The sequence below is a fragment of the Rheinheimera sp. genome (genome assembly GCF_037442525.1).
Taxonomy (GTDB): domain Bacteria; phylum Pseudomonadota; class Gammaproteobacteria; order Enterobacterales; family Alteromonadaceae; genus Pararheinheimera.
In genome coordinates this window covers 282,862-304,463 of sequence record NZ_JBBIQD010000002.1, presented here as the reverse complement: position 1 = coordinate 304,463, position 21,602 = coordinate 282,862, and the positions used below count along the sequence as shown (strand labels likewise).

The 21,602-nt window shown below is 52.1% G+C and carries 22 protein-coding genes; 13 read left to right on the top strand and 9 right to left on the bottom strand.

All coding sequences use genetic code 11. The features are described 5' to 3' along the window. Positions 1-15 precede the first annotated feature (15 nt). From truA to purF, 6 genes are all read left to right on the top strand, one after another. On the top strand, positions 16-804 hold the full coding sequence (truA, locus tag WKJ03_RS05640) for a tRNA pseudouridine(38-40) synthase TruA (RefSeq protein ID WP_337841193.1): 789 nt from the start codon (positions 16-18) through the stop codon (positions 802-804). Between the two features lie 128 nt (positions 805-932). After that, on the top strand, positions 933-1,805 hold the full coding sequence (gene accD / locus WKJ03_RS05635) for an acetyl-CoA carboxylase, carboxyltransferase subunit beta (protein WP_337841192.1): 873 nt from the start codon (positions 933-935) through the stop codon (positions 1,803-1,805). Between the two features lie 9 nt (positions 1,806-1,814). Beyond that, positions 1,815-3,089, top strand: a complete 1,275-nt coding sequence (gene folC, locus WKJ03_RS05630; RefSeq protein ID WP_337841191.1) for a bifunctional tetrahydrofolate synthase/dihydrofolate synthase — start codon at positions 1,815-1,817, stop codon at positions 3,087-3,089. Continuing rightward, the gene (locus WKJ03_RS05625) at positions 3,086-3,808 is read left to right on the top strand and encodes an SPOR domain-containing protein (protein ID WP_337841190.1); all 723 of its coding nucleotides are present in this window, start codon (positions 3,086-3,088) and stop codon (positions 3,806-3,808) included. The genes folC and WKJ03_RS05625 overlap by 4 nt, the downstream gene beginning before the upstream one ends. 59 nt (positions 3,809-3,867) lie before the next feature. After that, positions 3,868-4,356 (top strand): CvpA family protein, encoded by a 489-nt coding sequence (locus tag WKJ03_RS05620; RefSeq protein WP_337841189.1) that lies wholly within the window; start codon positions 3,868-3,870, stop codon positions 4,354-4,356. Positions 4,357-4,376: 20 nt separating this feature from the next. Then, a complete protein-coding gene (gene purF, locus WKJ03_RS05615; RefSeq protein WP_337841188.1) occupies positions 4,377-5,894 on the top strand; it encodes an amidophosphoribosyltransferase in 1,518 nt (505 codons plus the stop codon). Between the two features lie 68 nt (positions 5,895-5,962). On the opposite strand, the gene WKJ03_RS05610 is transcribed toward purF, so the two are convergent. The 3 genes from WKJ03_RS05610 to WKJ03_RS05600 all read right to left on the bottom strand — a co-directional run bounded on the left by WKJ03_RS05610 (position 5,963) and on the right by WKJ03_RS05600 (position 8,451). Further along, a complete protein-coding gene (locus WKJ03_RS05610) occupies positions 5,963-6,562 on the bottom strand; it encodes a Yip1 family protein (protein ID WP_337841187.1) in 600 nt (199 codons plus the stop codon). A 237-nt stretch (positions 6,563-6,799) separates the two neighbouring features. After that, positions 6,800-7,564 carry a tRNA isopentenyl-2-thiomethyl-A-37 hydroxylase MiaE gene (gene miaE / locus WKJ03_RS05605; protein WP_337841186.1) on the bottom strand — a complete coding sequence of 255 codons (765 nt, stop codon included), beginning with the start codon at positions 7,562-7,564 and terminating at the stop codon, positions 6,800-6,802. A 242-nt stretch (positions 7,565-7,806) separates the two neighbouring features. Further along, complete coding sequence (locus WKJ03_RS05600; RefSeq protein ID WP_337841185.1) at positions 7,807-8,451, bottom strand: hypothetical protein; 645 nt, start codon at positions 8,449-8,451, stop codon at positions 7,807-7,809. 144 nt (positions 8,452-8,595) lie between these two features. Between WKJ03_RS05600 and WKJ03_RS05595 the strand changes: the two genes are divergently transcribed. Next, the gene (locus tag WKJ03_RS05595) at positions 8,596-8,868 is read left to right on the top strand and encodes a hypothetical protein (RefSeq protein ID WP_337841184.1); all 273 of its coding nucleotides are present in this window, start codon (positions 8,596-8,598) and stop codon (positions 8,866-8,868) included. A gap of 139 nt (positions 8,869-9,007) precedes the next feature. On the opposite strand, the gene lpxH is transcribed toward WKJ03_RS05595, so the two are convergent. Further along, positions 9,008-9,781 (bottom strand): UDP-2,3-diacylglucosamine diphosphatase, encoded by a 774-nt coding sequence (gene lpxH, locus WKJ03_RS05590; RefSeq protein ID WP_337841183.1) that lies wholly within the window; start codon positions 9,779-9,781, stop codon positions 9,008-9,010. After that, entirely contained in the window at positions 9,753-10,250 is a 498-nt protein-coding gene (locus WKJ03_RS05585) for a peptidylprolyl isomerase (protein WP_337841182.1), read from the bottom strand. The genes lpxH and WKJ03_RS05585 overlap by 29 nt, the downstream gene beginning before the upstream one ends. A 151-nt stretch (positions 10,251-10,401) precedes the next feature. On the opposite strand from WKJ03_RS05585, the gene cysS reads away from it, so the two are divergent. Together cysS and WKJ03_RS05575 are read left to right on the top strand one after the other, a co-directional pair. Next, entirely contained in the window at positions 10,402-11,781 is a 1,380-nt protein-coding gene (cysS, locus tag WKJ03_RS05580; RefSeq protein WP_337841181.1) for a cysteine--tRNA ligase, read from the top strand. Positions 11,782-11,790: 9 nt separating this feature from the next. Then, positions 11,791-12,108, top strand: a complete 318-nt coding sequence (locus WKJ03_RS05575; RefSeq protein WP_337841180.1) for a hypothetical protein — start codon at positions 11,791-11,793, stop codon at positions 12,106-12,108. Between the two features lie 14 nt (positions 12,109-12,122). On the opposite strand, the gene WKJ03_RS05570 is transcribed toward WKJ03_RS05575, so the two are convergent. Continuing rightward, positions 12,123-13,007, bottom strand: a complete 885-nt coding sequence (locus tag WKJ03_RS05570; RefSeq protein WP_337841179.1) for a LytTR family DNA-binding domain-containing protein — start codon at positions 13,005-13,007, stop codon at positions 12,123-12,125. A gap of 321 nt (positions 13,008-13,328) precedes the next feature. Between WKJ03_RS05570 and WKJ03_RS05565 the strand changes: the two genes are divergently transcribed. Further along, on the top strand, positions 13,329-13,673 hold the full coding sequence (locus WKJ03_RS05565) for a helix-turn-helix transcriptional regulator (protein WP_337841178.1): 345 nt from the start codon (positions 13,329-13,331) through the stop codon (positions 13,671-13,673). Between the two features lies 1 nt (position 13,674). Further along, the gene (locus tag WKJ03_RS05560) at positions 13,675-14,637 is read left to right on the top strand and encodes a hypothetical protein (protein WP_337841177.1); all 963 of its coding nucleotides are present in this window, start codon (positions 13,675-13,677) and stop codon (positions 14,635-14,637) included. 21 nt (positions 14,638-14,658) lie between these two features. Here the strand turns inward: WKJ03_RS05560 and WKJ03_RS05555 are convergent, their stop codons facing one another. The 3 genes from WKJ03_RS05555 to WKJ03_RS05545 all read right to left on the bottom strand — a co-directional run bounded on the left by WKJ03_RS05555 (position 14,659) and on the right by WKJ03_RS05545 (position 17,972). Continuing rightward, positions 14,659-15,786 (bottom strand): sigma-70 family RNA polymerase sigma factor, encoded by a 1,128-nt coding sequence (locus WKJ03_RS05555; RefSeq protein ID WP_337841176.1) that lies wholly within the window; start codon positions 15,784-15,786, stop codon positions 14,659-14,661. Positions 15,787-15,789: 3 nt separating this feature from the next. Beyond that, positions 15,790-16,713, bottom strand: coding sequence for an alpha/beta hydrolase (locus WKJ03_RS05550; protein ID WP_337841175.1), 924 nt, complete (start codon positions 16,711-16,713; stop codon positions 15,790-15,792). 320 nt (positions 16,714-17,033) lie between these two features. Further along, positions 17,034-17,972, bottom strand: a complete 939-nt coding sequence (locus tag WKJ03_RS05545) for a LysR family transcriptional regulator (protein WP_337841174.1) — start codon at positions 17,970-17,972, stop codon at positions 17,034-17,036. Positions 17,973-18,061: 89 nt separating this feature from the next. Between WKJ03_RS05545 and WKJ03_RS05540 the strand changes: the two genes are divergently transcribed. Then, on the top strand, positions 18,062-18,823 hold the full coding sequence (locus tag WKJ03_RS05540) for a type 1 glutamine amidotransferase domain-containing protein (RefSeq protein ID WP_337841173.1): 762 nt from the start codon (positions 18,062-18,064) through the stop codon (positions 18,821-18,823). Positions 18,824-19,042: 219 nt separating this feature from the next. Then, positions 19,043-21,520, top strand: a complete 2,478-nt coding sequence (locus tag WKJ03_RS05535; RefSeq protein ID WP_337841172.1) for an EAL domain-containing protein — start codon at positions 19,043-19,045, stop codon at positions 21,518-21,520. The last annotated feature ends 82 nt before the right edge of the window (positions 21,521-21,602 follow it).

Genomic DNA, 21,602 nt, shown 5'->3' with positions numbered 1-21,602 from the left:
AACAGAGGAGAGAGTATGCGTATCGCCTTGGGTGTGGAATACAACGGCAGTTCATTGTTCGGCTGGCAACGACAGCGGGAAGTGCCCAGTGTGCAGGGGCATCTGGAAGCGGCGTTAAGCAAAGTGGCCAACCATCAGGTTGAAACTTTTTGTGCCGGCCGCACGGATGCCGGTGTGCATGCCACAGGCCAGGTGGTGCATTTTGATACCGATGCGACACGTGATATGCAAGCCTGGGTAATGGGCACCAACTCCAATCTGCCGCCTGGCATAGCAGTGCGCTGGGCTCAACCTGTGTCAGATGATTTCCACGCCCGGTTTTCGGCCACTGCCCGCCGTTATCGTTACGTGATTTACAACCACAAATACAGGCCAGCCATTTTAGGTGCCGGCTTAAGCCATTACCATCAGTCATTGGATGTGGAACTGATGCACCAGGCAGGGCAGTATTTACTTGGTGAGCATGACTTTTCGTCGTTCCGCGCTATTCAATGTCAGTCGCACAGCCCGTTTCGTCACTTAATCCATTTGAATCTGAGCCGGTTTGGCAGCTATATAGTGCTGGATATTAAAGCCAATGCGTTTTTACACCATATGGTGCGTAACATTACCGGCAGTCTGCTGGAAGTGGGCAAAGGCCAACAAAAGCCAGAGTGGATAGCGGAATTACTGGCCGCCAAAGATCGAAACCTGGCGGCAGCCACGGCTAAGGCCGAGGGCTTGTATCTGGTTGATGTGGACTATCCTGCCCATTTTTCCATCCCCAGGATGCCGCTCGGCCCGTTGTTTCTGCCCGACAACTAAGACCAGTTAGCTGTATTTTCTTCCTGACCTTTATGCTTTAATAGGCGCCGTTTGCTGCACGTTCGGCGCTTTTTTACACAATAATGTCAGGCAGGCCATTGAGCCTGCTGTCAGACCAAGGAACAGTTATGAGTTGGTTAGAGAAAATTCTGCCCAGAACTTCGTCATCTGCCCGTCGCAATATTCCTGAAGGGGTGTGGACCAAATGTACCTCCTGTGACGCTGTTTTATACAAAGCTGAATTAGACCGTAACCTGGGTGTCTGCCCTAAATGCGATAACCATATGCGCGTCAGCGCCCGCGACCGCCTGACCCAATTTTTTGATACCAACAGTACCGTGGAATTGGCTGCCGAACTGGAGCCACAGGACTTACTGAAATTCAAGGACAGTAAAAAATACAAAGACCGTATTGTGGCGGCGCAAAAAGAGACCAATGAAAAAGATGCCATGGTGGTGATGCGGGGTTCCTTGCATGGCATGCCTGTGGTAGCGGCTTCCTTTGAATTTGCCTTTATGGGTGGATCGATGGCCTCGGTGGTCGGAGCCAAATTTGTGAAAGGTGTGGAATACGCCTTAGAGCACAAAGTTCCTTTTGTTTGCTTTTCTGCCAGCGGCGGTGCGAGGATGCAGGAAGCTTTATTGTCACTGATGCAAATGGCCAAAACCAGTGCGGCGCTGGCCAAACTGAGCGAAGCCGGCTTGCCTTATATCTCGGTATTAACAGACCCGACCATGGGTGGCGTATCCGCCAGCCTGGCAATGCTGGGTGACATTAATATTGGCGAACCCCGTGCGCTGATTGGTTTTGCCGGCCCACGAGTGATAGAACAGACGGTACGGGAAAAACTGCCGGAAGGATTCCAGCGCAGCGAGTTCCTGCTGGAACATGGTGCCATCGACATGATTGTTGACCGCCGGCAAATGCGCGATACAATTGCCCGTCTGGTAGCAAAATTTATGCGATTACCTGCGCCTGCCAAGGAGCACAGAGTCGCCTGATAAGGTGTTATGACCGTACTTTCCCCGTTAAGCCAATCGTCGCCATCACTGGCCGATTGGCTTTGTTATATTGAACAGAAGCATCCGCAACATCAGATTGAACTGGGTTTAGCCCGCATCCGTCAGGTCGCTGAACAGGCCGGTTTACACCAGTTGCCAGGTAAAAAAATTCTGCTGGCCGGTACCAATGGCAAAGGCACCACAGCCCGGACTCTGGAGCAATTATTGCTGGCGCAGGGGGTTTCGGTGGGTGTGTACAGTTCTCCCCATTTAGTGCGTTTTAATGAACGGCTGCGGCTGAATGACCAGGATGTGGCTGACCCCATCTGGGTAGAGGCCTTTGCCGCCATTGAGCGTCTGCGAGGCGACATTGAGCTGACCTATTTTGAGTTCACCACCTTGGCGGCTTTTTTTATTCTGTGCCAGCAACAGCCGGATTTCTGCCTGATTGAAGTGGGGCTTGGCGGACGGTTGGATGCGACCAACATTATTGAACCGGATCTAAGCCTGTTGACCACCATCGACCTGGACCACCAGGAGTTTCTCGGGCCCGACCGCACCAGTATAGGCCGGGAAAAAGCCGGTATCTTCCGTCCTGCAGTTCCGGCTGTTGTGCTGGAAACCGACGTGCCGCAGTCCGTGCTGGATGTGGCACAGGCACTGCAAACCCCGCTGTGGCGTTCAGGTGAGCAGTACAGCTTTAGTTCAGGCCAGTTATGGGACTGGCAGTCCGCCCGTCATCAGTTATTGCAATTGCCCAAACCGGCCGTGCCTCAGGCCAATGTAGCCGCTGCGCTGATGGCTCTGGAGCTGCTTGACGCTTTACCTGACGCCGGTGTGGTGGAAAGGGTACTGCTGAGATTAAGCCTGCCAGGCCGGATGCAATGGCTGAGTAAAACACCGGCCATTCTGCTGGATGTGGCGCACAATCCGCAGTCTGCTGCTTATCTGGCCGGGCAGTTGGCTGAGCTTCAGGGCCAGTACCACACTGTGCATGCGCTGGTGGGGATGCTGAAGGACAAAGATATCCATCAAAGCCTGCAGTGTTTTGCTGGCAAAATAGACCAATGGCATCTGGTATCTTTGCCAGGTGTGCGTGGGGCCAGTGCAGAGCAACTGGCGGCTGTATTCAGCGATGATTCAGTGCTGCACTGCTATTCCGATCTGGCGGCCGGTTTTCATTCGGCGCTCAGCACATTACACCAAGATGATTTATTGGTGATTTTCGGCTCTTTTGTTACAGTATCGGCAGTTTTGGCGCTGCAAATGGAGACAGAAGTATGAACAGCGCGTTGAAAAACCGCTTGATAGGCAGCAGCATTCTGGTGATTGCTGCCGTGGTGTTTTTGCCTGATTTGCTCGATGGTGAAAAGCAGATAGTACGGGAAGAGTTTAAAGCCATCCCACAGCGTCCTGAATTTTCTACGGTGCAGCAGGAGCAGGTGTTTACCAAAGAACAGCTGGCCGAAAAACAACAAGAGCTGCTCAATGTTCCTGACGACCGGCCCGCGCTGGATACGTTACCGGCTCAGGATTTCGCTCAGGTCACTGCAGGTGCCGCAGGCAGCGAAGCCAGTACCGACACAGCCCAGATGCTGGCAGAGCCAGTGAATCCGCTAGGACCTGGGCCAGAAACAATTGAGCAGGCTGCTGTTCAACAGGCTGATGAACAAACCAGCACAGAGGCGGCAGCGAGTCTGGCGCAAACTGCAGCGCCAGAACCCAAAGGGAACCCCGCGCTGAATGCCGCCGCCTGGATAGTTCAGGTGGGCAGTTTCAGTAAAAGTGACAACGCAGCCGCTTTGGTGAGCAAGCTGAAGCAGGCTGGTTTTACCACCTTTACCCGCGCCAGTACCAACAGTCAGGGACAAAGTATGACCAGTGTGGTGGTTGGCCCTGAGCTGAAAAAAGACCGGCTGCAAAGCCGGCTCTCTGAGCTTGAACAGCTGACTGGCGTGAAAGGACTGAAACTCAGTCCTTTTAAACCCATCGAAAATAACTAGGCGTTGCGGCGCGCCTTTTGATAGAATGCGCGCCGTCTTCAAGCATCCTTTGGTAGCACATGGTTTGGATTGATTATGCCATTCTGGCAGTGATAAGCCTGTCAACCGTGATCAGCCTGGTCCGTGGTTTTGCCAAAGAGGCCATTTCTCTGATTGTCTGGATAGCGGCGTTTTTTGTGGCCAGCTATTACTACCCTTATCTGGCCAGCTACTTCACCGATTTACAGGACGCTATAGTCCGCAACGCTGTGTCTATTGCAGTGTTATTTATCTGTACCCTGATCCTCGGGGCCTTACTGAATTACCTGATTGGCAAGCTGATCCAGTCTACCGGCTTATCCGGCACCGATATGGTGTTGGGCCTGGTTTTTGGCGCCTTACGAGGTGTGCTGATTGTCAGTGCGCTGTTGTTCTTTCTGGACGCTTTTACCATGGCAGACCAAAGCCAGTGGTGGCAAAGCTCCCGGCTAATCCCCGAATTTGGTTTTATTATTGAGTGGTTTTTTGAGTACCTGAAAAGCAACTCCAGTTTTATGCAACGACCTTAACTCTGACGAGGAAATAAACGATGTGTGGTATTGTTGGTATCGTAGGTAAATATCCGGTCAATCAGGCCCTGTATGACGGATTAACAGTACTGCAACACAGAGGTCAGGACGCGGCAGGTATTGTCACAGTGGACGACAACGTGCTGCGTCTGCGTAAAGCGCTGGGTCTGGTCAAAGACGTATTTGAAGCCCGCCATATGCAACGTTTATCCGGCAATATTGGTATTGGCCATGTGCGTTACCCGACCGCAGGTACTGCGAGCACTGCCGAGGCTCAGCCGTTTTACAGCAACAGTCCTTTTGGGATTGCGCTGGCGCATAACGGGAACCTGACCAACTCAGACGAGCTGAAAGAAGATTTGTTCCGTAATGCCCGCCGTCATGTGAATACCAACTCCGATTCCGAAGCGCTGCTCAATGCTTTTGCCTACGAGCTGGAAAAACATGCCGATATGCATGTCAGCCCTGACCATATCTTTAAAGCTGTGGCCAACCTGCACCGCAAAATCCGCGGTGGTTATGCGGTCGTGGCCCTGGTGATTGGTCATGGTCTGGTGGCGTTTCGTGACCCGAATGGCATTCGTCCGTTGGTGATGGGCAAACGCGAAACGCCGCTAGGCACTGAATACATGGTGGCTTCGGAAAGTGTGGCTTTGGATGCGGACGGTTTTACCGTGATGCGTGATGTGGCACCGGGTGAAGCTGTGTATATCACTGAAGGTGGCGATCTCTTTACCCAACAATGTGCTGAAAACCCAAGTTATGCCCCCTGTATTTTTGAATACGTTTACTTTGCCCGGCCGGATTCGACCATCGACAATGTGTCGGTTTATGCGTCCCGTGTTGCTATGGGTAAAAAGCTGGGGCAGAAAATCAAAAAAGAATGGGCACATCTGGACATAGATGTGGTGATCCCTATTCCTGAAACATCCAATGATGCGGCATTACAAATTGCCCATGAATTAGGTTTGCCTTACCGTCAGGGTTATGTGAAAAACCGTTACATTGGCCGGACTTTTATTATGCCGGGCCAGACCGAACGGAAAAAATCAGTCAAACGCAAATTGAATGCGATTTGGCAGGAGTTCGAAGGTAAAAACGTGTTGCTGGTGGATGACTCCATTGTACGTGGTACCACGTCTCAGCAAATCATCGATATGGCCCGTGAAGCTGGTGCGAAGAAAGTCTATTTCGCGTCAGCAGCACCGGAAATCCGTTTTCCGAACGTGTACGGCATTGATATGCCGTCTGCCAATGAGTTGATCGCTCACGGCCATGATGTTGACAGCATTTGTAAAATCATTGGGGCTGATGGTCTGATCTTTCAGTCGCTGGAGGATCTGGTGGATGCTGTGCGCTCAGAAAACCCTGAACTGAAGCGTTTTGAAACCTCTGTGTTCGACGGCGTTTATGTGACCAATGACATTGACCAGGCTTACCTGAACCGTCTGGATGCACAGCGCAACGAAGCGTCAAAAAAGAAAAAACAGGCTGAGTTGACTGCAAGCCTGGAACTGCATAACGAAGGCAGCAACTAAGAGTCAACCGGACTGCCAGAAAAACGAAAGGGTAGCATTTGCTACCCTTTATTCCTTGTTCTTCCTGCCTAGTGTGTAAAAGCCGGGCCGAAACCCGAACTCCAAAGAATAGCGGTAGCGGTCAGTACACAAACCAACAACACCAGACCAACAGTGACCACTGAGCTGGCATAAATAAAGCCGCGCTCTTCCGGAATGTGCATCAGAATAGGCACACCCACATACAACAGATACACCGAATAAGTTAAACCAGCCAGACCCACCATCATGACAAACCAAAGCTCAGGGTAAAAAGCCGCCACACCGACCATAAAAAGTGGTGTTGATGTGTATGCCGAAAGCTCAAGCGTCTGGGTGTAGGTTGGGTCCGCGCCAAAGGTCTGAGCCATCCAGTGCGCCAGATAGGCCAAGGCAAATACACCGGCAATCAAGGCGATATACATAGCGACAGACAGCATCATGGCGCTGTCCGCCGTTAATTTAATAGGTTCGCCGACACCAATGCTCCAGCCAATATGGACTGCAGAATAATAAGCACAAAAGGATGGAATTAAAGCGACCAACAGGATATGAATTAAACTGTATTTAAAGCTTTCGTGACGTTCGTCTATGGTATGCCATTCTTCTTTGGGATGGGCATACAGTCCCCATAAGTGATTCAGAATCATCGTTTTTATCCTTGTCTACTACGTTGTGACCACAGGCAACAGCAAGTACCCTTATCTTTGTTATGGTCAACAGAAAGCGGTTCGTCAAGTTTGCCGTAGATAAAAGCAAAAGCCCCAGGTCCGTTAGGGGTAAGCATAAGCAGCAGTCAGTTTATTTGGGGTGTGTCTGCCAAAAATATTGCCTGCTTGGTGAAGCAGAGAACGAAGGCTGCCGGGACAAATGGCTGCAGCGAATCGTCAGCCTGTAAACTTGCCACTGTGGAATTTAAAGTCGGTGTCTGGTTCCGAAATCAGAGTGCTTTCTAGCTGACCAAAAAAGCGGACCCGTGCAGAGATATCGGTTTTGGAAATAGTTTGCGCCAGTTCAAGGTAGTCGCTGAAATGCCGGGCTTCAGAGCGTAATAATGACACATAAAACTCGGCCAGTTCCTGGTCGACAAAAGTGGCTAACGCGGCGAAGCGTTCACAGGAGCGGGCTTCGATGTAGGCGCCACAAATCAACTTGTCGATAAAAATCTGTGGCTCGTGAGTTTTGCAGTTTTGGATCAAGGTCTTGGCATAACGACTTGCGGTGATATTTTGATAGGGAATAGCGCGATCGCGCATGATTTCCAGCACCTGGCAAAAATGATGCAACTCCTCCCGGATCAACAGCACCATTTTGCTGATAATCAGATCCGAATGCTCAAAGTCCGACCGGCCAATAATGGCTTTGCTCAACTTTTCCGCACTTTTCAGATCGTCCAGATTGCCTTCGAAGCGGTAGGCGAAATCCTCAAATGGTTTTAACCACTGTAACAGATGCTTTGAACTTTCGTCATTGCAGGCGTATCGGCGCAGCAGATACATGGCAGTTTGCGCGGCTTTTAGCTCGCACACCAAATGATCCTGCAACAATATGGGCAGACGTTCAGTTTTGGACGCCTCATTTAACCACTCGTGAGGAGTGGGGCATTGTAAAAACAGGTTGATAGGTTCTAGGAGCTTGGCGTCGAACTGCATTTCAAAAACACTCATTTTTTTAGAATTTTATCACCGCAGGTAAATGCTTGGAAGCCTTGATTTTACTGGGATGAATTAGCCAATTTGATGTAGTTGCGGGGGCGGGGGAAATGTTGTTTGCTGGCGTCGAGTGGCTTTCGCCTGAGACAGCATCAGTGAGTCTGGTCGATTCAGAACGCGCCGTCATTCTGGCTGAACGCTACCTGGTCCAGGGCTGAAATCGCAACCACCACGCTTCGCTCTCATTTAACTGGGTGGAAGCGAATGATCAGTATCGTGTCACCCGACTCCGTCACTTGGTCAGCGATCGAGCTCATGCCGTCCATGGTCGCCATAAGCTGCAAGGTTAGGGAATTTTCCGACAGGTAATGCACCCGGCATTCTTTTAATACCTGGTAGCACTCGGCACTGAAGACGTGTAACCCCTGAGCCTCTTTATCAAGACCATCCAAAAGCTGATTTAGGGTGGCTGTTTTGCCGAAATCCAACTCATCATTTTCAGGGAAAACAGTTTGAGCCGTGGAAGAGGTGGCCCGGCTCATGATTTCATCAAGGGATATCGAACCGTCTTGATGGTGTTGTTGCGTTTCGCTGCCCAGGTCAGATTTTTCTCCAGCAACGTTTTTCATGCCGGCACTGTCCGTGGATGAAGACCCCTCTGCAGGCAGGTCTGCAGCAGTGGCTGAGGTTGCTACTTCAGGGGCAGGCGCCGTTTTCTCTCGATTGGCGCTAACCAATGACGATTCATCCGCTGACAAATGCACAGAAGTTGCCGCGGCTGTCACTCCGGCTGCAGAAGTGGCGTCCTTACTCTTGGTGCCGACAACCGCAAGTGCAATTAACAAAATTGCAGGCGTTAAATAGGTTGCCAGAGTTTTTTTATTCATAAATTATCCATCCTAATAAACCTGAACTCGGGATAAGAAAATTTGAACTAAGGCCCCCTCTCCATCAGGCTGGCTTTCAACCAGGAGAACCCCCTGCACACAGAATGCCTGTGCACAAATTAGTGGAAGTGTTTTGCGGTGTCGATGATTTTTCTGCTGTGCTCATTCCTGGAGGTAAAGCCTCTGTTCAATGATGGGGTGACTACCATGGAACTCCGCGGCCAGATAGCCCTTGTGTTTTTTCAAGGCCCAGCGCATAGCCTGATCCGGCGTTATTGTTCACCGAAAGGGCAAAAACAGCTGATGTCAAACCTGGATTGCTACCAGTGTATTGGCGTAGCAGAAGGCGGTTTTTTTGAAGATGATTTTTTAGAAAATCAAGCGTTAACCTCAGCACTGAATTCGTTGCCGCGTTAATCTATAAAATAATCATTGGTGCTTTTACTGAAGCCGAGCTGATTCAGACACCGGATAGCGAATTCCGTTTTCAGAGCGGACTGTCGCTGACAGGCTCTGAACTTGCGGCCAGAGTGAACCTTAAGCTTAGATGCCGTCTTTAATCGGGCAGGGCGGAAAAATGCAGCTGCCAGCCTGTTGCGCTCACTTCCAGATACGAGCTTTGCTGATACCAATCGCCAAGCACGTAGCGCTGGCCGCTGTGGCCATTGGCGAGAAGAATCTGATGCACTGCCGGTCTGTGGGTGTGACCGTGGATCAGGCGCTGAACGCCATACATGTCCATCACCTTCGGCACTTCGTCTGGTGTCACATCCATAATGTCACTGCTTTTACCGGCTTTGTCCTTAGCGCTGACGCGGCGGGCTTTGCGGGCCAGGTGTTGACGGTACCAAAGAGGTGTTGCCAGGATCAGCCATTGCCACCAGGGCTGGTTCCACCAACAACGGAATTTTTGATAACCCAGATCCAGTGTACAGAGTGAGTCTCCGTGCATCAGCAGGGTGGGGTGGCCGTACAAATCCACCACTGTGGCCGGGGCCAACAGGGTGATACCGGCTTTGGCGGCGTAACGCTTTTTCAGCAAAAAATCTCGGTTGCCATGGCAGAAATACACAGGCACACCATGGTCAGCCAGAGCCTTGGTGGCGCTGGCAACCTGGTCCAATAAGGGCTCTGGGTTATCGTCACCAATCCAGACTTCAAACAAGTCGCCGAGGATATACAAAGCATCGGCCTGCGGTGCTTCCTGCTGCATAAAACGCAAAAAAGCGGCCGTGATATCGGGCCGCTCAGCGCTTAAATGCAAATCGGCAATAAATAGCGTACGGCTATTCGTTGAGCCTTTATTCACCGACGATTTCAGCCTTTTCAAGAATCACAGGCTCGACTGGTACATCGGCGTGACCAAATTTACGGCCTGTAGCCACAGTTTTGATTTTATCAACTATATCCAGGCCTTCGACCACTTCACCAAACACGCAGTAACCCCAGCCTTGAGAAGATTCTGAGCTGAAATCCAGGAAGTCATTGTTGGCCACGTTAATGAAAAACTGACAGGTGGCTGAATGCGGATCGCTGGTACGGGCCATAGCGATAGTGCCTTTTTTATTCGACACTTTGTTGTTGGCTTCGTTTTTAATTGGCTTTTGAGTGTCTTTTTGTTCCATCTCTGGGGTAAAACCACCGCCCTGGATCATAAAGCCGTTAATCACACGGTGGAAAATGGTGTTGTCGTAGAAACCGTCTTTGACATAACTTAAAAAGTTTTCCACAGTCGCCGGGGCTTTGTCAGCGAATAACTGCAGGGTAATAACGCCATAATTGGTGTGCAAACGAACCATCACAAACTCCTTCGGATAAAAGTGCCGCTAGTGTAGCGCAGCTGGTGCTTTTCACAAAACATCCGATTGGCGGAGCCCGGAGGATAGCCCACTCCAAAGTGCAGTGTTAAACTACTGCGTTTTCAACCGGACGAAGTGACCGAGGAGTCCCATGCTGCAGATTTTTAATACCCTGACCCGTAAAAAAGAGCCTTTTGTTCCTTTACAGCCCGGTAAGGTATCCATGTATGTCTGCGGCATTACGATTTACGATTTCTGTCACGTTGGCCATGCCCGTACTTATGTCGCTTTTGATGTGATGAACCGTTACCTGCGTTTCAGCGGTTATGACGTGACTTATGTACGGAATATCACAGACGTGGACGATAAGATCATTAAACGCGCCAATGAAAACGGCGAAAGCTGCGATGCACTGACGGCTCGCTATACCGTAGCGATGCACAATGATTTTCATGCGCTGGGTCTGATGCCAGCCGATATCGAACCTCGGGTGACCACCCATATGCAGGAAATTATTGAGCTGATTGAAACCCTGGTCGCCAAGGGCTACGCCTATGTCGCCAAAAACGGTGACGTGCTGTTTGATGTCAGCAAATACGAAGCTTATGGTCAGCTCAGTCAGCAAAACCTCGACATGCTGCAGGCCGGCGCCCGGGTGGAAGTGGACGAAGCCAAAGACGACCCGCTGGATTTTGTGTTGTGGAAAATGGCCAAACCTGGTGAACCCCACTGGTCGTCGCCCTGGGGCGAAGGCCGCCCCGGCTGGCATATTGAATGCTCGGCCATGAGTGCCAAACATTTAGGCAGCCATTTTGATATTCATGGTGGCGGTTCAGACTTGCAGTTCCCGCACCATGAAAACGAAATTGCGCAGTCCTGCTGCGCCCATGGCACGCCTTATGTCAATACCTGGATCCACACAGGCATGGTCCAGGTGGATAAAGAAAAAATGTCCAAATCGCTGGGCAATTTCTTTACGGTTAAAGATGTTTTGGCTGAACACAATGCCGAAGCCGTGCGTTATTTTCTGATCTCCAGCCACTACCGCAGCCAGCTGAACTACTCCAAAGAAAACCTGGAGCAGGCGCACTCCGCCTTAGGCCGCTTATACACGGCGCTGCGTGAGGTGACACCTGCGGAGCAGGTCAGTTTAGACAACAGCTATGTGGCGAGCTTCAAAGCGGCGATGGACGATGACTTTAATACCGCCCTGGCCTTGCCTGTGCTGTTTGAACTGGCGCGGGACATCAATAAAGAAAAAGCGGGGGATCCGGCCAAAGCCGCAGAACTGGCGGCGTTGCTGAAAACCCTGGGGGGCGTATTGGGTATTCTGCAGGGCGATGCAGAGACTTATCTCAAAGCCGGCACTGGTGCTGACGATGTGGCAGAAATTGAAGCCTTGATTGCGCAGCGTAATGCCGCCCGAGCCGCCAAAGACTGGGCTGCCGCGGATGCAGCCCGCGATGCGTTAACGGCCAAAGGCATTATTCTGGAAGACAAAGCCGGCGTGACCAGCTGGCGTCGCGCCTAATCACCAGCTATGGGCATACTGTCGCTGCAGTCACTGCGCTATTCGATACCGGCCTTACTGGGCAGCACACTGCTGTGGTGGCTGTTACTCAGTGCCACCTCTGCGCATCGCGCTGCAGGTGGCACCCCTATGGAGTTGACCTTTTTTGCCTTGTTTCTGGCACCAATGTCGGTGATCAGCGGCAGCTGGGTACTGCTGTGCTGCCTGAGCTGCAGCCGCCTGGTGCTCTTGAGCTGGTCAGCGCAGAGCTTGCCAGATCGAATCTGGTGGAGTGCTGCGTTACTGCTAAGCCTGGTCCTGCTGGTCGGGCTGTGGATTGTGTTCTGAGCCTGAACCCCTGGTTACACATAGTGCTGCTGTTGTGCATCTTTGAACTGCTGCCATTGCTGCCGGAGTTTATCCCTGAAGCTTTTGCTTAACGGCAACCTTTCACCATTATTCAACAACAAATCGTGGTTGCCGCTTTGCGCATATTCAAGGGTTTGCACCCTGTGCAAATTCACCAGATAAGAGCGGTGGCAACGGACCAGGGGGCTATGACGAAGTGCCAGCTCCAATGCTTTCATCGTGGCCCGCAACAGATAGACTTTGTTCTGAACCTTGACTTCCATATAGTTTCCGCAGGCTCTGAGGTACAGGATCTCGTTCAAACCAACCCAAAGTTCCCCTGTTGATGAGTGCACCAGCAAGGCGTTGGTCTGAACTGCTGAAGCTTTTGTTGCCGGCTGCGCCTTGCCCTCAGCGCTTGTGATTCCTTCAGCATGACTGCCTGCAATGCCTTCTGTCAGCAGCTTCTGCCAAATCACAATAAGCAGCATCAAAAGCCAGACGCCAAGATAAAGAGGCAGGCGTTTATATGCCAGTAACAGCATGGCGTTCATATTGTTGTCGGTCAACAAGGCTTCGGCCAGACAACGTACCAGCACAGCAGACAGAGGAACCCAGAAGGTGGACTGCATTGCCAGCCAGACTAAAGCGCCATTGGACAGTTGCAAACCTTGGTTACGAGCCAATTCTCTGACCAGCAGGGGACTAAGCGCAAGCCAAACGCCCCAATCAGACAGTCCCCAGATCACAGACGTCAGCAGACTTGCCCGGTTTCCTTCCAGTGAGGCCATTAAATAGCAATAGGCGATGGAGCTGAGCATCAATACCAAGCTGACTGAACTTAGCCAGAGCAGGGAATGGCGGGCCCACTCCCGTGCTGGGCGCAATGGCATAGTCATTTGAGGTCTCCTTAGGCACCTATTTTTTTATAAGGCTGGTCTTTGTGTTTGAATCAGGCAAGGCTCAAGACGCAAAAATAGCGTCCCACCCCGGCCACTGAAGTGGTTGTGGGCCTGCCGGATTATCGGCAACGACTGGTCATTTTTGTAGTGATTTGTGACCAACAGCCGTCAGCTGGGATGAGTTTTTCTACTTAAAATCAGCTTGTTAGTTCGGTTCTGTCTTTTTTTTGCACATATGGCTTGCATAAATACTGTGTCACGCATAGTATTTGCTGTGTACGGCACAGTATGTGTCGCACAGTATAAGGAACTCGAAGTATGACAACTTCTCAACTCGATAAAATGCGGCTGGAATTGCGCCGTGGCGTGCTGGTGCTGGCGGTTCTTGCGTCGTTGAAGCAACCGCATTATGGCTATTCGTTACGCAAACAGTTGCAGGATGGTGGCATCGACATTGACGAAGGCACCTTGTATCCACTGATACGGCGCCTGGCAGAACAAGGGTTACTGGACAGTGAGTGGCAACAGGCAGAAGGCCGGGAGCGCCGTTACTACCAGTTGAATTCGCAGGGTCAGCAGTTATTGCAACAACTGCGGCAGGAATGGCTGCAGCTTGGTACGGCACTGTCGCCGCTACTGAGCCTGACTAAAGAGGCAGACTAAGATGGAATTATTGGAACGTTACCTGAGTGCGGTTGCGCGTGAACTCCCTGAACAGCAACGGGATGAGATCCGCCGTGAGCTCAAAGCAAATTTACTCGACAGCGCAGAGCAAAAAGAACAAGAGCTTGGACGGGCACTGTATGCAGAGGAATGGAGTGACTTGTTAAAGCAATGTGGTCACCCGGCCCGGGTCGCCCGGCAATTTGTGCCCAGCCGCGCTTTAGTAGCGGCCGAAGATATGCCACTGCTCTGGCATGTGCTGGCGATGGTGATAGGGATGATTTTTGTGTTCGAAGTGGTCGAGGCCTCGGCCCGGCTGGTCTTTACCGATCCGGATCCCTTCCGTTTTGTGTTTCAGCTGCTTGCAGATGTGATACGTCAGGGCTGCTTTGCCTTCAGTGTGATCGTGATATCCTTCTGGCTGGCGGCTCAGGACGGCCGCAGCCTGTCGTCACGCTGCGCCTTGCAGTGGGAACCAAGCCAACTGCCCAAAGCGGAACAGCCCTGGCGTTACATCAGGTTAAGTGATGTTTTTACCGATCTGGCAACTTATATCTTTGTGCTGGTGCTGGCCACTATGCCGGTCTGGCTGAATGACAGTCAGCAGCACAGTGTACTGCTGGTGTTTAATGGGCAAACCCAGTTATGGCTATGGTTTTTCAGCCCGGTGATGGCTCTGTCTGTGGTGTTTTGTTTCTGGCAGCTGCAGCGCCGTTTGTGGAACAAAACCATGCTGCGCACTGCAGTGGCAATTAACTTCAGCTGGATGATTTTTTTGCTCTGGCTGGGGTTGCAGTTCCCCCTGTGGCAGCAACCATTGCTTGAAGCTCGGCATGAGCCTTTGGCTGGCCTGCTGACTGTGTTGCAACTGGAACGCGGTTTGAGTTGGGGCTTGTTGATAAGTGCTTTGTTTCCGGGCTACGAGGTGCTCAGAGACAGCTGGCGTCTGACGCAGATGACTTAAGCGGCATAAGAAAGCGGGCGCTTACCAGCGCCCGCTTTGCATCAACCCATACACCATACCCAACAGACCTGTGCCATACCCCAACACCAGACCCAGACTACAACCCAGTTTTTGCCAGTACAGGCTGCGCTTGCCCGCAGCACTGAACAGGGCTTTTTCCCTGAGTCCTGGAGCTATCAGTGTCCACATACGATACTGCTGCAGGCCAAGACCGGATAAAAACAGTATAAAACTCAACAGCGGCGCCAGGGCGCCACTCGTCAGCTCGTAGGCGGCCGTCAGCGCCAGCCCCATCAGCAGCACCCAGGCGACAGTCTGATTACGCAACTGACGCAGTTGCTGGCGCAGCGCCTCGGAGCCTGCATTTTTAATAGGTTGCTGCATACCCAAAATGACACCAACCACAGCCACCAGAGCACCCAGCATGGCGCCACTGAGCAGGAACAGCCACTTGCCCCAGCCACTCTGGCTGACGGTCAGACCGGACATGGTGGCTGCCGCAGCCGGTGGAGCCACACTGCTGAGCATTGCACCGACAGCTGTGGTGAGCCCAAGTCCTGGTGCTGTGGAACACAGCACTTCGCCGCCACGGCGCAGCCACTGGGCTTTTAACAGTTCGCGCACCCGTTGCAGCTTTTTTCGCACATTGGTTTCGGTCAGGCCCAGCAGTTGTGCCACCTGCTGGCTGTTTTGTTCTTCACGGTAAAACAGCAGCACTATTTCACGGCTTTCGTCTGGCAATTGTGCTATCAGGCTGGCAATCAGTGCATTTTGTTGCTCGCGGGCCAGGTCCTGTTCCAGTTGCACGCCGGCACAAAAGGATTCCAGCAGAGCTTCAGCCTCTTCTCCGCGCTCCGTGCTTTGCACTCTGTGGTCACGCAGGTAATGAAAAGCGCGGTAGCGGGTGATTTGCCGCAACCAGGGCAAAAAGCTGGCCGGATTCTTTAAACTGCGCAGCTGTTTCCAGGCATAAATAAACACTTGCTGGGTAATGTCTTCGCTGGCATCGAGGTCTTTGACAATGGCCAGTGCTATGCTGCTGACCGTCCTCTGGCTTTGTTGCATCAGTCGGCTGAACGCCTGCATATCGCCTGCTGTGGCAGCCAGCACGTCGGGCAGCAGACGTTGTTCCAGGGGCAGAGTCGTCATGGGTTAGTCCTTTAAAAAAGCCTGTACTTTGGCCAGAAACCAGCTGGGCTGATCGAGCATTATAAAATGCCGTGCTCTTGGGGCAAATTCAAGCTCAAGCTGTTGAATACCTGCCAGTTGTTCCCGATATAGCCGGGCAGCCTGTGCTTGCTGTTCACGGCTTGGCAGCCCGGCATTGGCGCCAAGAAACAGTACTTTATCTTTAATGGCCGGCATTTGCGGCCGGATATCGCTGGTCAGCAGTTCGGCCACTAACTGACCTGTGCGTTTCGGATCTGAGCTGGCCGCCATTTGCATCACCAGGCGCTGCGCAGCAGGAGTCACTGCCTGAATATGGATCCCCTGTTGGGTCATGGCTTTTAGCTGTTCAGCACTCATCGCCTGGTAAAGCGACTTTAACTGCTCGGCCTGAGGCTGCATCTGGGCCGCGCTGGTCTGGTTGCTCTGCGTAAATACTGGTGCCAGGAAGGGTAAACCATCGACGGCGACAACTTTACCTGTTAACTCAGGGTATTGACTGGCCAGGTTCAGCGCCAGAAAGGAGCCCATACTGTGGCCTATTACTGCCGGCTGCTGCAGTTTCAGCTTGCGGATGTAGTCTGCCAGCTGTTCCGTCAGGGTTTGCAGCAACGGGCCTTGATACCCTGAGCTCGCGGTCTGGCCCAGACCTTTGACATTGATCAGATGCAGTTGGTGGTCCTGGCTCAGCACGGTCGCGCTTTGTTGCCAGACGCGTTGGTCGGACATCAGGCCAGGGATCAGAATGACCGCGGGCCCTTTGCCTTGAACCTCTACGTCAAACTGGCGCTCTTCTGCTTTGAGATTGCCAGCCAACATGCCAGCCACTATGGTCAGGCTGATGGCAAGGTGAGTCCAGAAACCTGGTTTTTTGTTGGTGTTTGTCGCTGTGATCGTTTTGTCTGTCATGGCCGTATTCTCCGTCTGATTTCAAGATAAAAAAGCTGTCTTTATCTTCAAGTGCCGGCAACCTGTACTGCTGTGACAAAAATTTTTAATTTTTTTCCGTTGGGCAACAAATCCCTTGCATGGGGCAGCGCCGGGCTGATAGCAGGTCGCTACAGGCTCCAGCGGGGGCGCCTTTCTGTTCAGTTTGGGTACAGCCAGACAGCTTAGACTTCAGAGGTCAGCCTGATTGCACTCCAGCTGACAACTCCGCTTTTGCATACTGCTGGTATGCATCCGCAGTACTCCCCGCAAGGGAGTACTGACAAATGGCAGGAAGGGGTTCAGGGACGAACCCGATTTTTCTGTGGCTGGTTGGTCAATAGCTGATGAATTTGCCGCCTGAGCCAGGCCAGGGCAACATCGCCCTGTGTCCTTGAATGCCAAATCTGAGATACCTGGATCTGCGGCAGTTCGACCGGGCAAGCCCGGATCTGCAGCGCGGCATTGGTGTGACAGGCCTTTACGGCAATGGACTCTAAGCAGGTCAGTAACAAATCCGTGCCTTGCAGCAGTGTGGCCGGTGTCATAAAGCTGGACAGCCCAGCCACCACCTGACGTTTTAATCCCAGTTTCGCCAGCGCCTGATCCACCAACCCGTTTAAATCACCGGTCAGAGTTGTCATCAGATGCCGTGCCTGACAATAGCTGTCGACAGAAATCTCCTTTTCTCTGGCCAGCGGATGACTGCTGGACATCAGTACCACAAAACCTTCCTGCTGCAGCTTTTGCTGAAACAGAGTGGCCGGTAAATCCTGATAAAAACCTGCAATAGCCAAATCGCAGTCGCCACGCTCCAGCTCCGTTTTAGGCAACTGGCCTTGGGTATTACGAAAAACCAGCTGCAGCAATGGCGCTTCCTCGGCGAGCACCGGCAGCAGCTCAGGCAGCACTAACTGTTCAATATAATCGGTGCTGTAAATCTGGATCTGCCGCTGCAGCCGCTGTAGCTCTGGCGATTGCGCATTTTGATAAAACTGCTCCACTTGACTGACGACTGCCAGCACCTCCGCGGCGAGCCATTGAGCTTTGGGGGTTGCCGTCAGGCCGCGGGCAGCCCGGACAAACAGAGGGTCGCCAAATTCCTTACGCAGCTTGTTCAACTGATGGCTTAAAGCGGGTTGACTCAGATGAAGCCGCTGCGCAGCTTTGGTCAGGTTGAGTTCTTCGTACAGCACTTTAAACAGCAGCAACAGGTTCAGATCGTGGGTTCTGATATTCATAAAATTGATAACTTTTATTGAATCAATTCATTTTACCTGAATTTATCTGTCCTCTAGACTGAACGCAATCAAAACAGGAGGAGCATGACATGAACAAATACCTGACGAGTGCCGTGGCGGCATTATTGACCGCGACCAGTTTGGCCACTCAGGCCGCGGACAAAGTACTGATCGTGGTAACCAGCCACAGTCAGATGGGAAGCAGCGGGGAGAAAACCGGGTATTGGCTCAGTGAAGTCACGCATCCCTACAAAGTGCTGACAGAGGCCGGTTTTGAGGTGGATATTGCCAGCCTGGCCGGTGGTCAGGCTCCAGCCGACCCACGCAGTCTGTCAGAAACCGACGCAGTGAATCAGTGGTTTCAACGCGGCTCTGCGCATCAGCCTAAGTTAGATCATAGCCTGCAGTTAAGTGGTCTGGACCCGAAAAATTACCAGGCTGTGATCTATGCTGGTGGCCACGGCACTATGTGGGATTTTCCGCAGGACAAGGCGGTGCAGCAGTTTACGGCAGCTTTGTACGAACAAGGCGGTATTGTCGCCGCGGTTTGCCATGGTCCGGCGGCACTGCTGAATATTCGTCTGAGCAGCGGGGATTTATTGATCAAAGGCAAACATCTGACAGGCTTCAGTAACGAGGAAGAGCAGGCCGTCAAGCTGGAAAAGGTGGTGCCGTTTTCGCTGCAGGACGAGCTGACACAAAGGGGGGGTCTGTATTCAGCGGCTGGTTTATGGCAGTCTCATTTGGTGGTTGACGGGCGGCTGGTTACAGGGCAAAACCCTCAGTCGGCAGAAGCTGTCGGTCAGGCGGTCCGCAAATTGCTGCTCAGCGCAAAAATGTCATCGAACTGATAGCGGGCTGTCATCAGGCTGCAACCTGTTTATTTCACTCTGAACAGGCTTGTTGCATGCTGTTTCAGGGGTCTGTACAGACCCTTTTTTTATCCTGTTGAACCTGGTCTCAGATCCGCTGCCGCCGGTCGCATCAACCGCCTTTGTGTTGGCTGCTGTCATAAAAACGCCATTTATCCCCTTTATGCTGAGAATACCTGGTGTTTTTGCCTGCCTGTTATGATAAAAGCCCGCTACCTTCCTGTATTAGTTGCCCTGGTGGTTTTGCTGCTGACTGCTTTGTTCAGCGGCTATATCCGTTATGCGGAGCTGAAAAACTCCGAAGTGAAATCTGCTGTCATTGCCCAGCAGGTGGGCAACAACCTAGAAGTGTTCTCGGCAGACCGGGTCAGGGCTATGCAGGATTTGATTGGCAGCTGGCCGGTAAACCATTTTAATCACGTCGACTGGTTTAATGTCCGTTCCCGCACGCTTGCCCGCATGCTGCCGGGCTTTGCCGATATTCTGCTGTTGGACAAACAAGGGCGCCTGTTGTGGTCCATCAACAAAGAATTTCGTGAACAAACTGCAGTGGCCGACTGGCCTGAGCTGAGACAGGATTTGCCAAAGCTGGCAGGTGAGGCGAAAGCCCTGTTGATCCAGCTGCCCGAACGAAGTTACAACCTGATGATCTGGCCTGTGCTGTCGGAACATGCCAAATACGGTTATATAGCGGCTGTGTTTGATACGGCACAAATTCTGACCGTACTGACCGGCGGCCTAGAGCAGGACGATTTAAGTTTTGCTGTGCTGGACGAACAACGACTGGTCAAACAGCACAATGTGTTTTTCAGCGAGCGCAGTGTCAGTGAACAGCCGCTGGAGTTTGCCGGCCGTCCCTGGTTATTCAGGGTGCAGTCGCAACCTGTTGGCCTGAGCATCAGTGTGCTGGTGCTGTTGCTTGGGGTCTTTATTGCCTGTATTTCTGCCCTGATCCTGACCCATTCTTTGGGCAAACAACGCCTGCTGGCCAGCCATGAAGCCAAATACCGCCGTCTGGTTGAAGGCTTACAGGGGCATTTTATTTACCGGGCGTCACGCGACTGGCAGGTTGAGTTTGTCAGCGAAAGTGTCAGCCATATTCTGGGCTATTCAGCGGCAGAGTTTCAGCAACACCACCTGGACTATATCAGCAAGGCGCCGGAAGAGCGGGCCCTGGCCCAAGCCGTCATTGCCAGAGGAGAAACGCCTGAACCTTACCTGGTGGAATACCGCACGCCCGGCGGGGACCATCGGCTGATTGAATACCGGGATGCCCCTGTGTTGGGTGACCAGGGGCAACTGATCGCTATTGAAGGTATAGGCAGGGATGTGACGGCTGAACATGCGATGCAACAGAAGATCCGGTATCAGGCCGATCACGACCAACTGACAGGTTTGTTGAACCGGTATGCCTTTAACCGGCAACTGGAGCAATTGCTGACCAAAGGTGCCGATTGTTGTTTGTGTTATATCGATATGGACCAGTTCAAACTGGTGAATGACAGTTGTGGTCATTTGGCTGGGGATGAACTGTTACGGCATATTGCCGGCATTCTGGCGCTGGATTTGGGCGAAAAAGATGTATTGGCCCGGGTCGGCGGTGATGAATTCTGTCTGATTTATTTTGGTTTGACACTCGAACAGGTGGAGGATCGCTTACGCAGCCTGCTCAGGCGGATCAGCGAATACCGTTTTGTCTGGCAGCAGCATGTGTTTGAAATTGGCGCCAGCATTGGAGTGATGGCACTGTCCGGCAAAGGCCATAATGCGGTCAGTGTGGTGCAGGCCGTGGACAGCGGCTGTTATCAGGCCAAAGTGTCCGGTAAAAACCGTTATTTTGTAGTGCATGACAAAATGGAGCAGCTGAACCACAGGCAGTTTGAGCTGAAATTATTGCATACAGTGCAGCAGGCGCTGACTCATCAGCAGTTCCAGCTGTATTACCAGCAAATCAAGCCGCTGGATCCACACTGTCAGGAGCTGCATTACGAGGTTCTGCTGAGGTTACAAAGTGCGGAAGGGGAATGGATAAGCCCGGCTATTTTTATTCCGCTGGCCGAACGTCATGGCCTGATGCAGCAACTGGATGCTTATGTGTTTGACCGGGTGATGACGGAGCTGGAACGTCAGCCGGACCACCTGGGCCGCCTGACCAAATGTGCGATTAATCTGTCCGGGCTGTCTCTGGGGGACGAGCAGTTGCTGGCGACTATCTCACAACGTTTTGCCCGCTCCAAAGTGCGGCCGGATCAGATCTGTTTTGAAATTACTGAAACGGCGGCGGTCAGCAATATGGCCAGTGCCAGCCGTTTTATCAACAACCTGCGTCAGATCGGCTGCCGTTTTTCGCTGGATGATTTTGGGGTAGGTATGTCCTCATTCAGTTACCTCAAACATATGAAAGTCGATTACGTCAAAATTGACGGCTCTTTTGTGCGCAATATGAAACTGGACAGTGCGGACAGGGCCATGGTGAAAGCCATTGCAGAGATTGCTCAGAGCCTGGGCAAAGAATGTATTGCCGAATTTGTGTCCGACCCGGAATCTGTCTACTGGCTGCAGCAGTTTGGGGTGCGTTATGGTCAGGGGTACAGCCTGCATCAGCCTGAACCTATGACCCGGCTTTGGTCGGCTGAGCCACAGATTTTTGCGTTGCCTCAGGCAGGAAACGCCTGATTTTCCATGTTTATTTACTCTTTCGTCCTTTAATTTCATTGGCGGCTGGCTATACTGCGCATCACTTACTGAATTTTTCAAA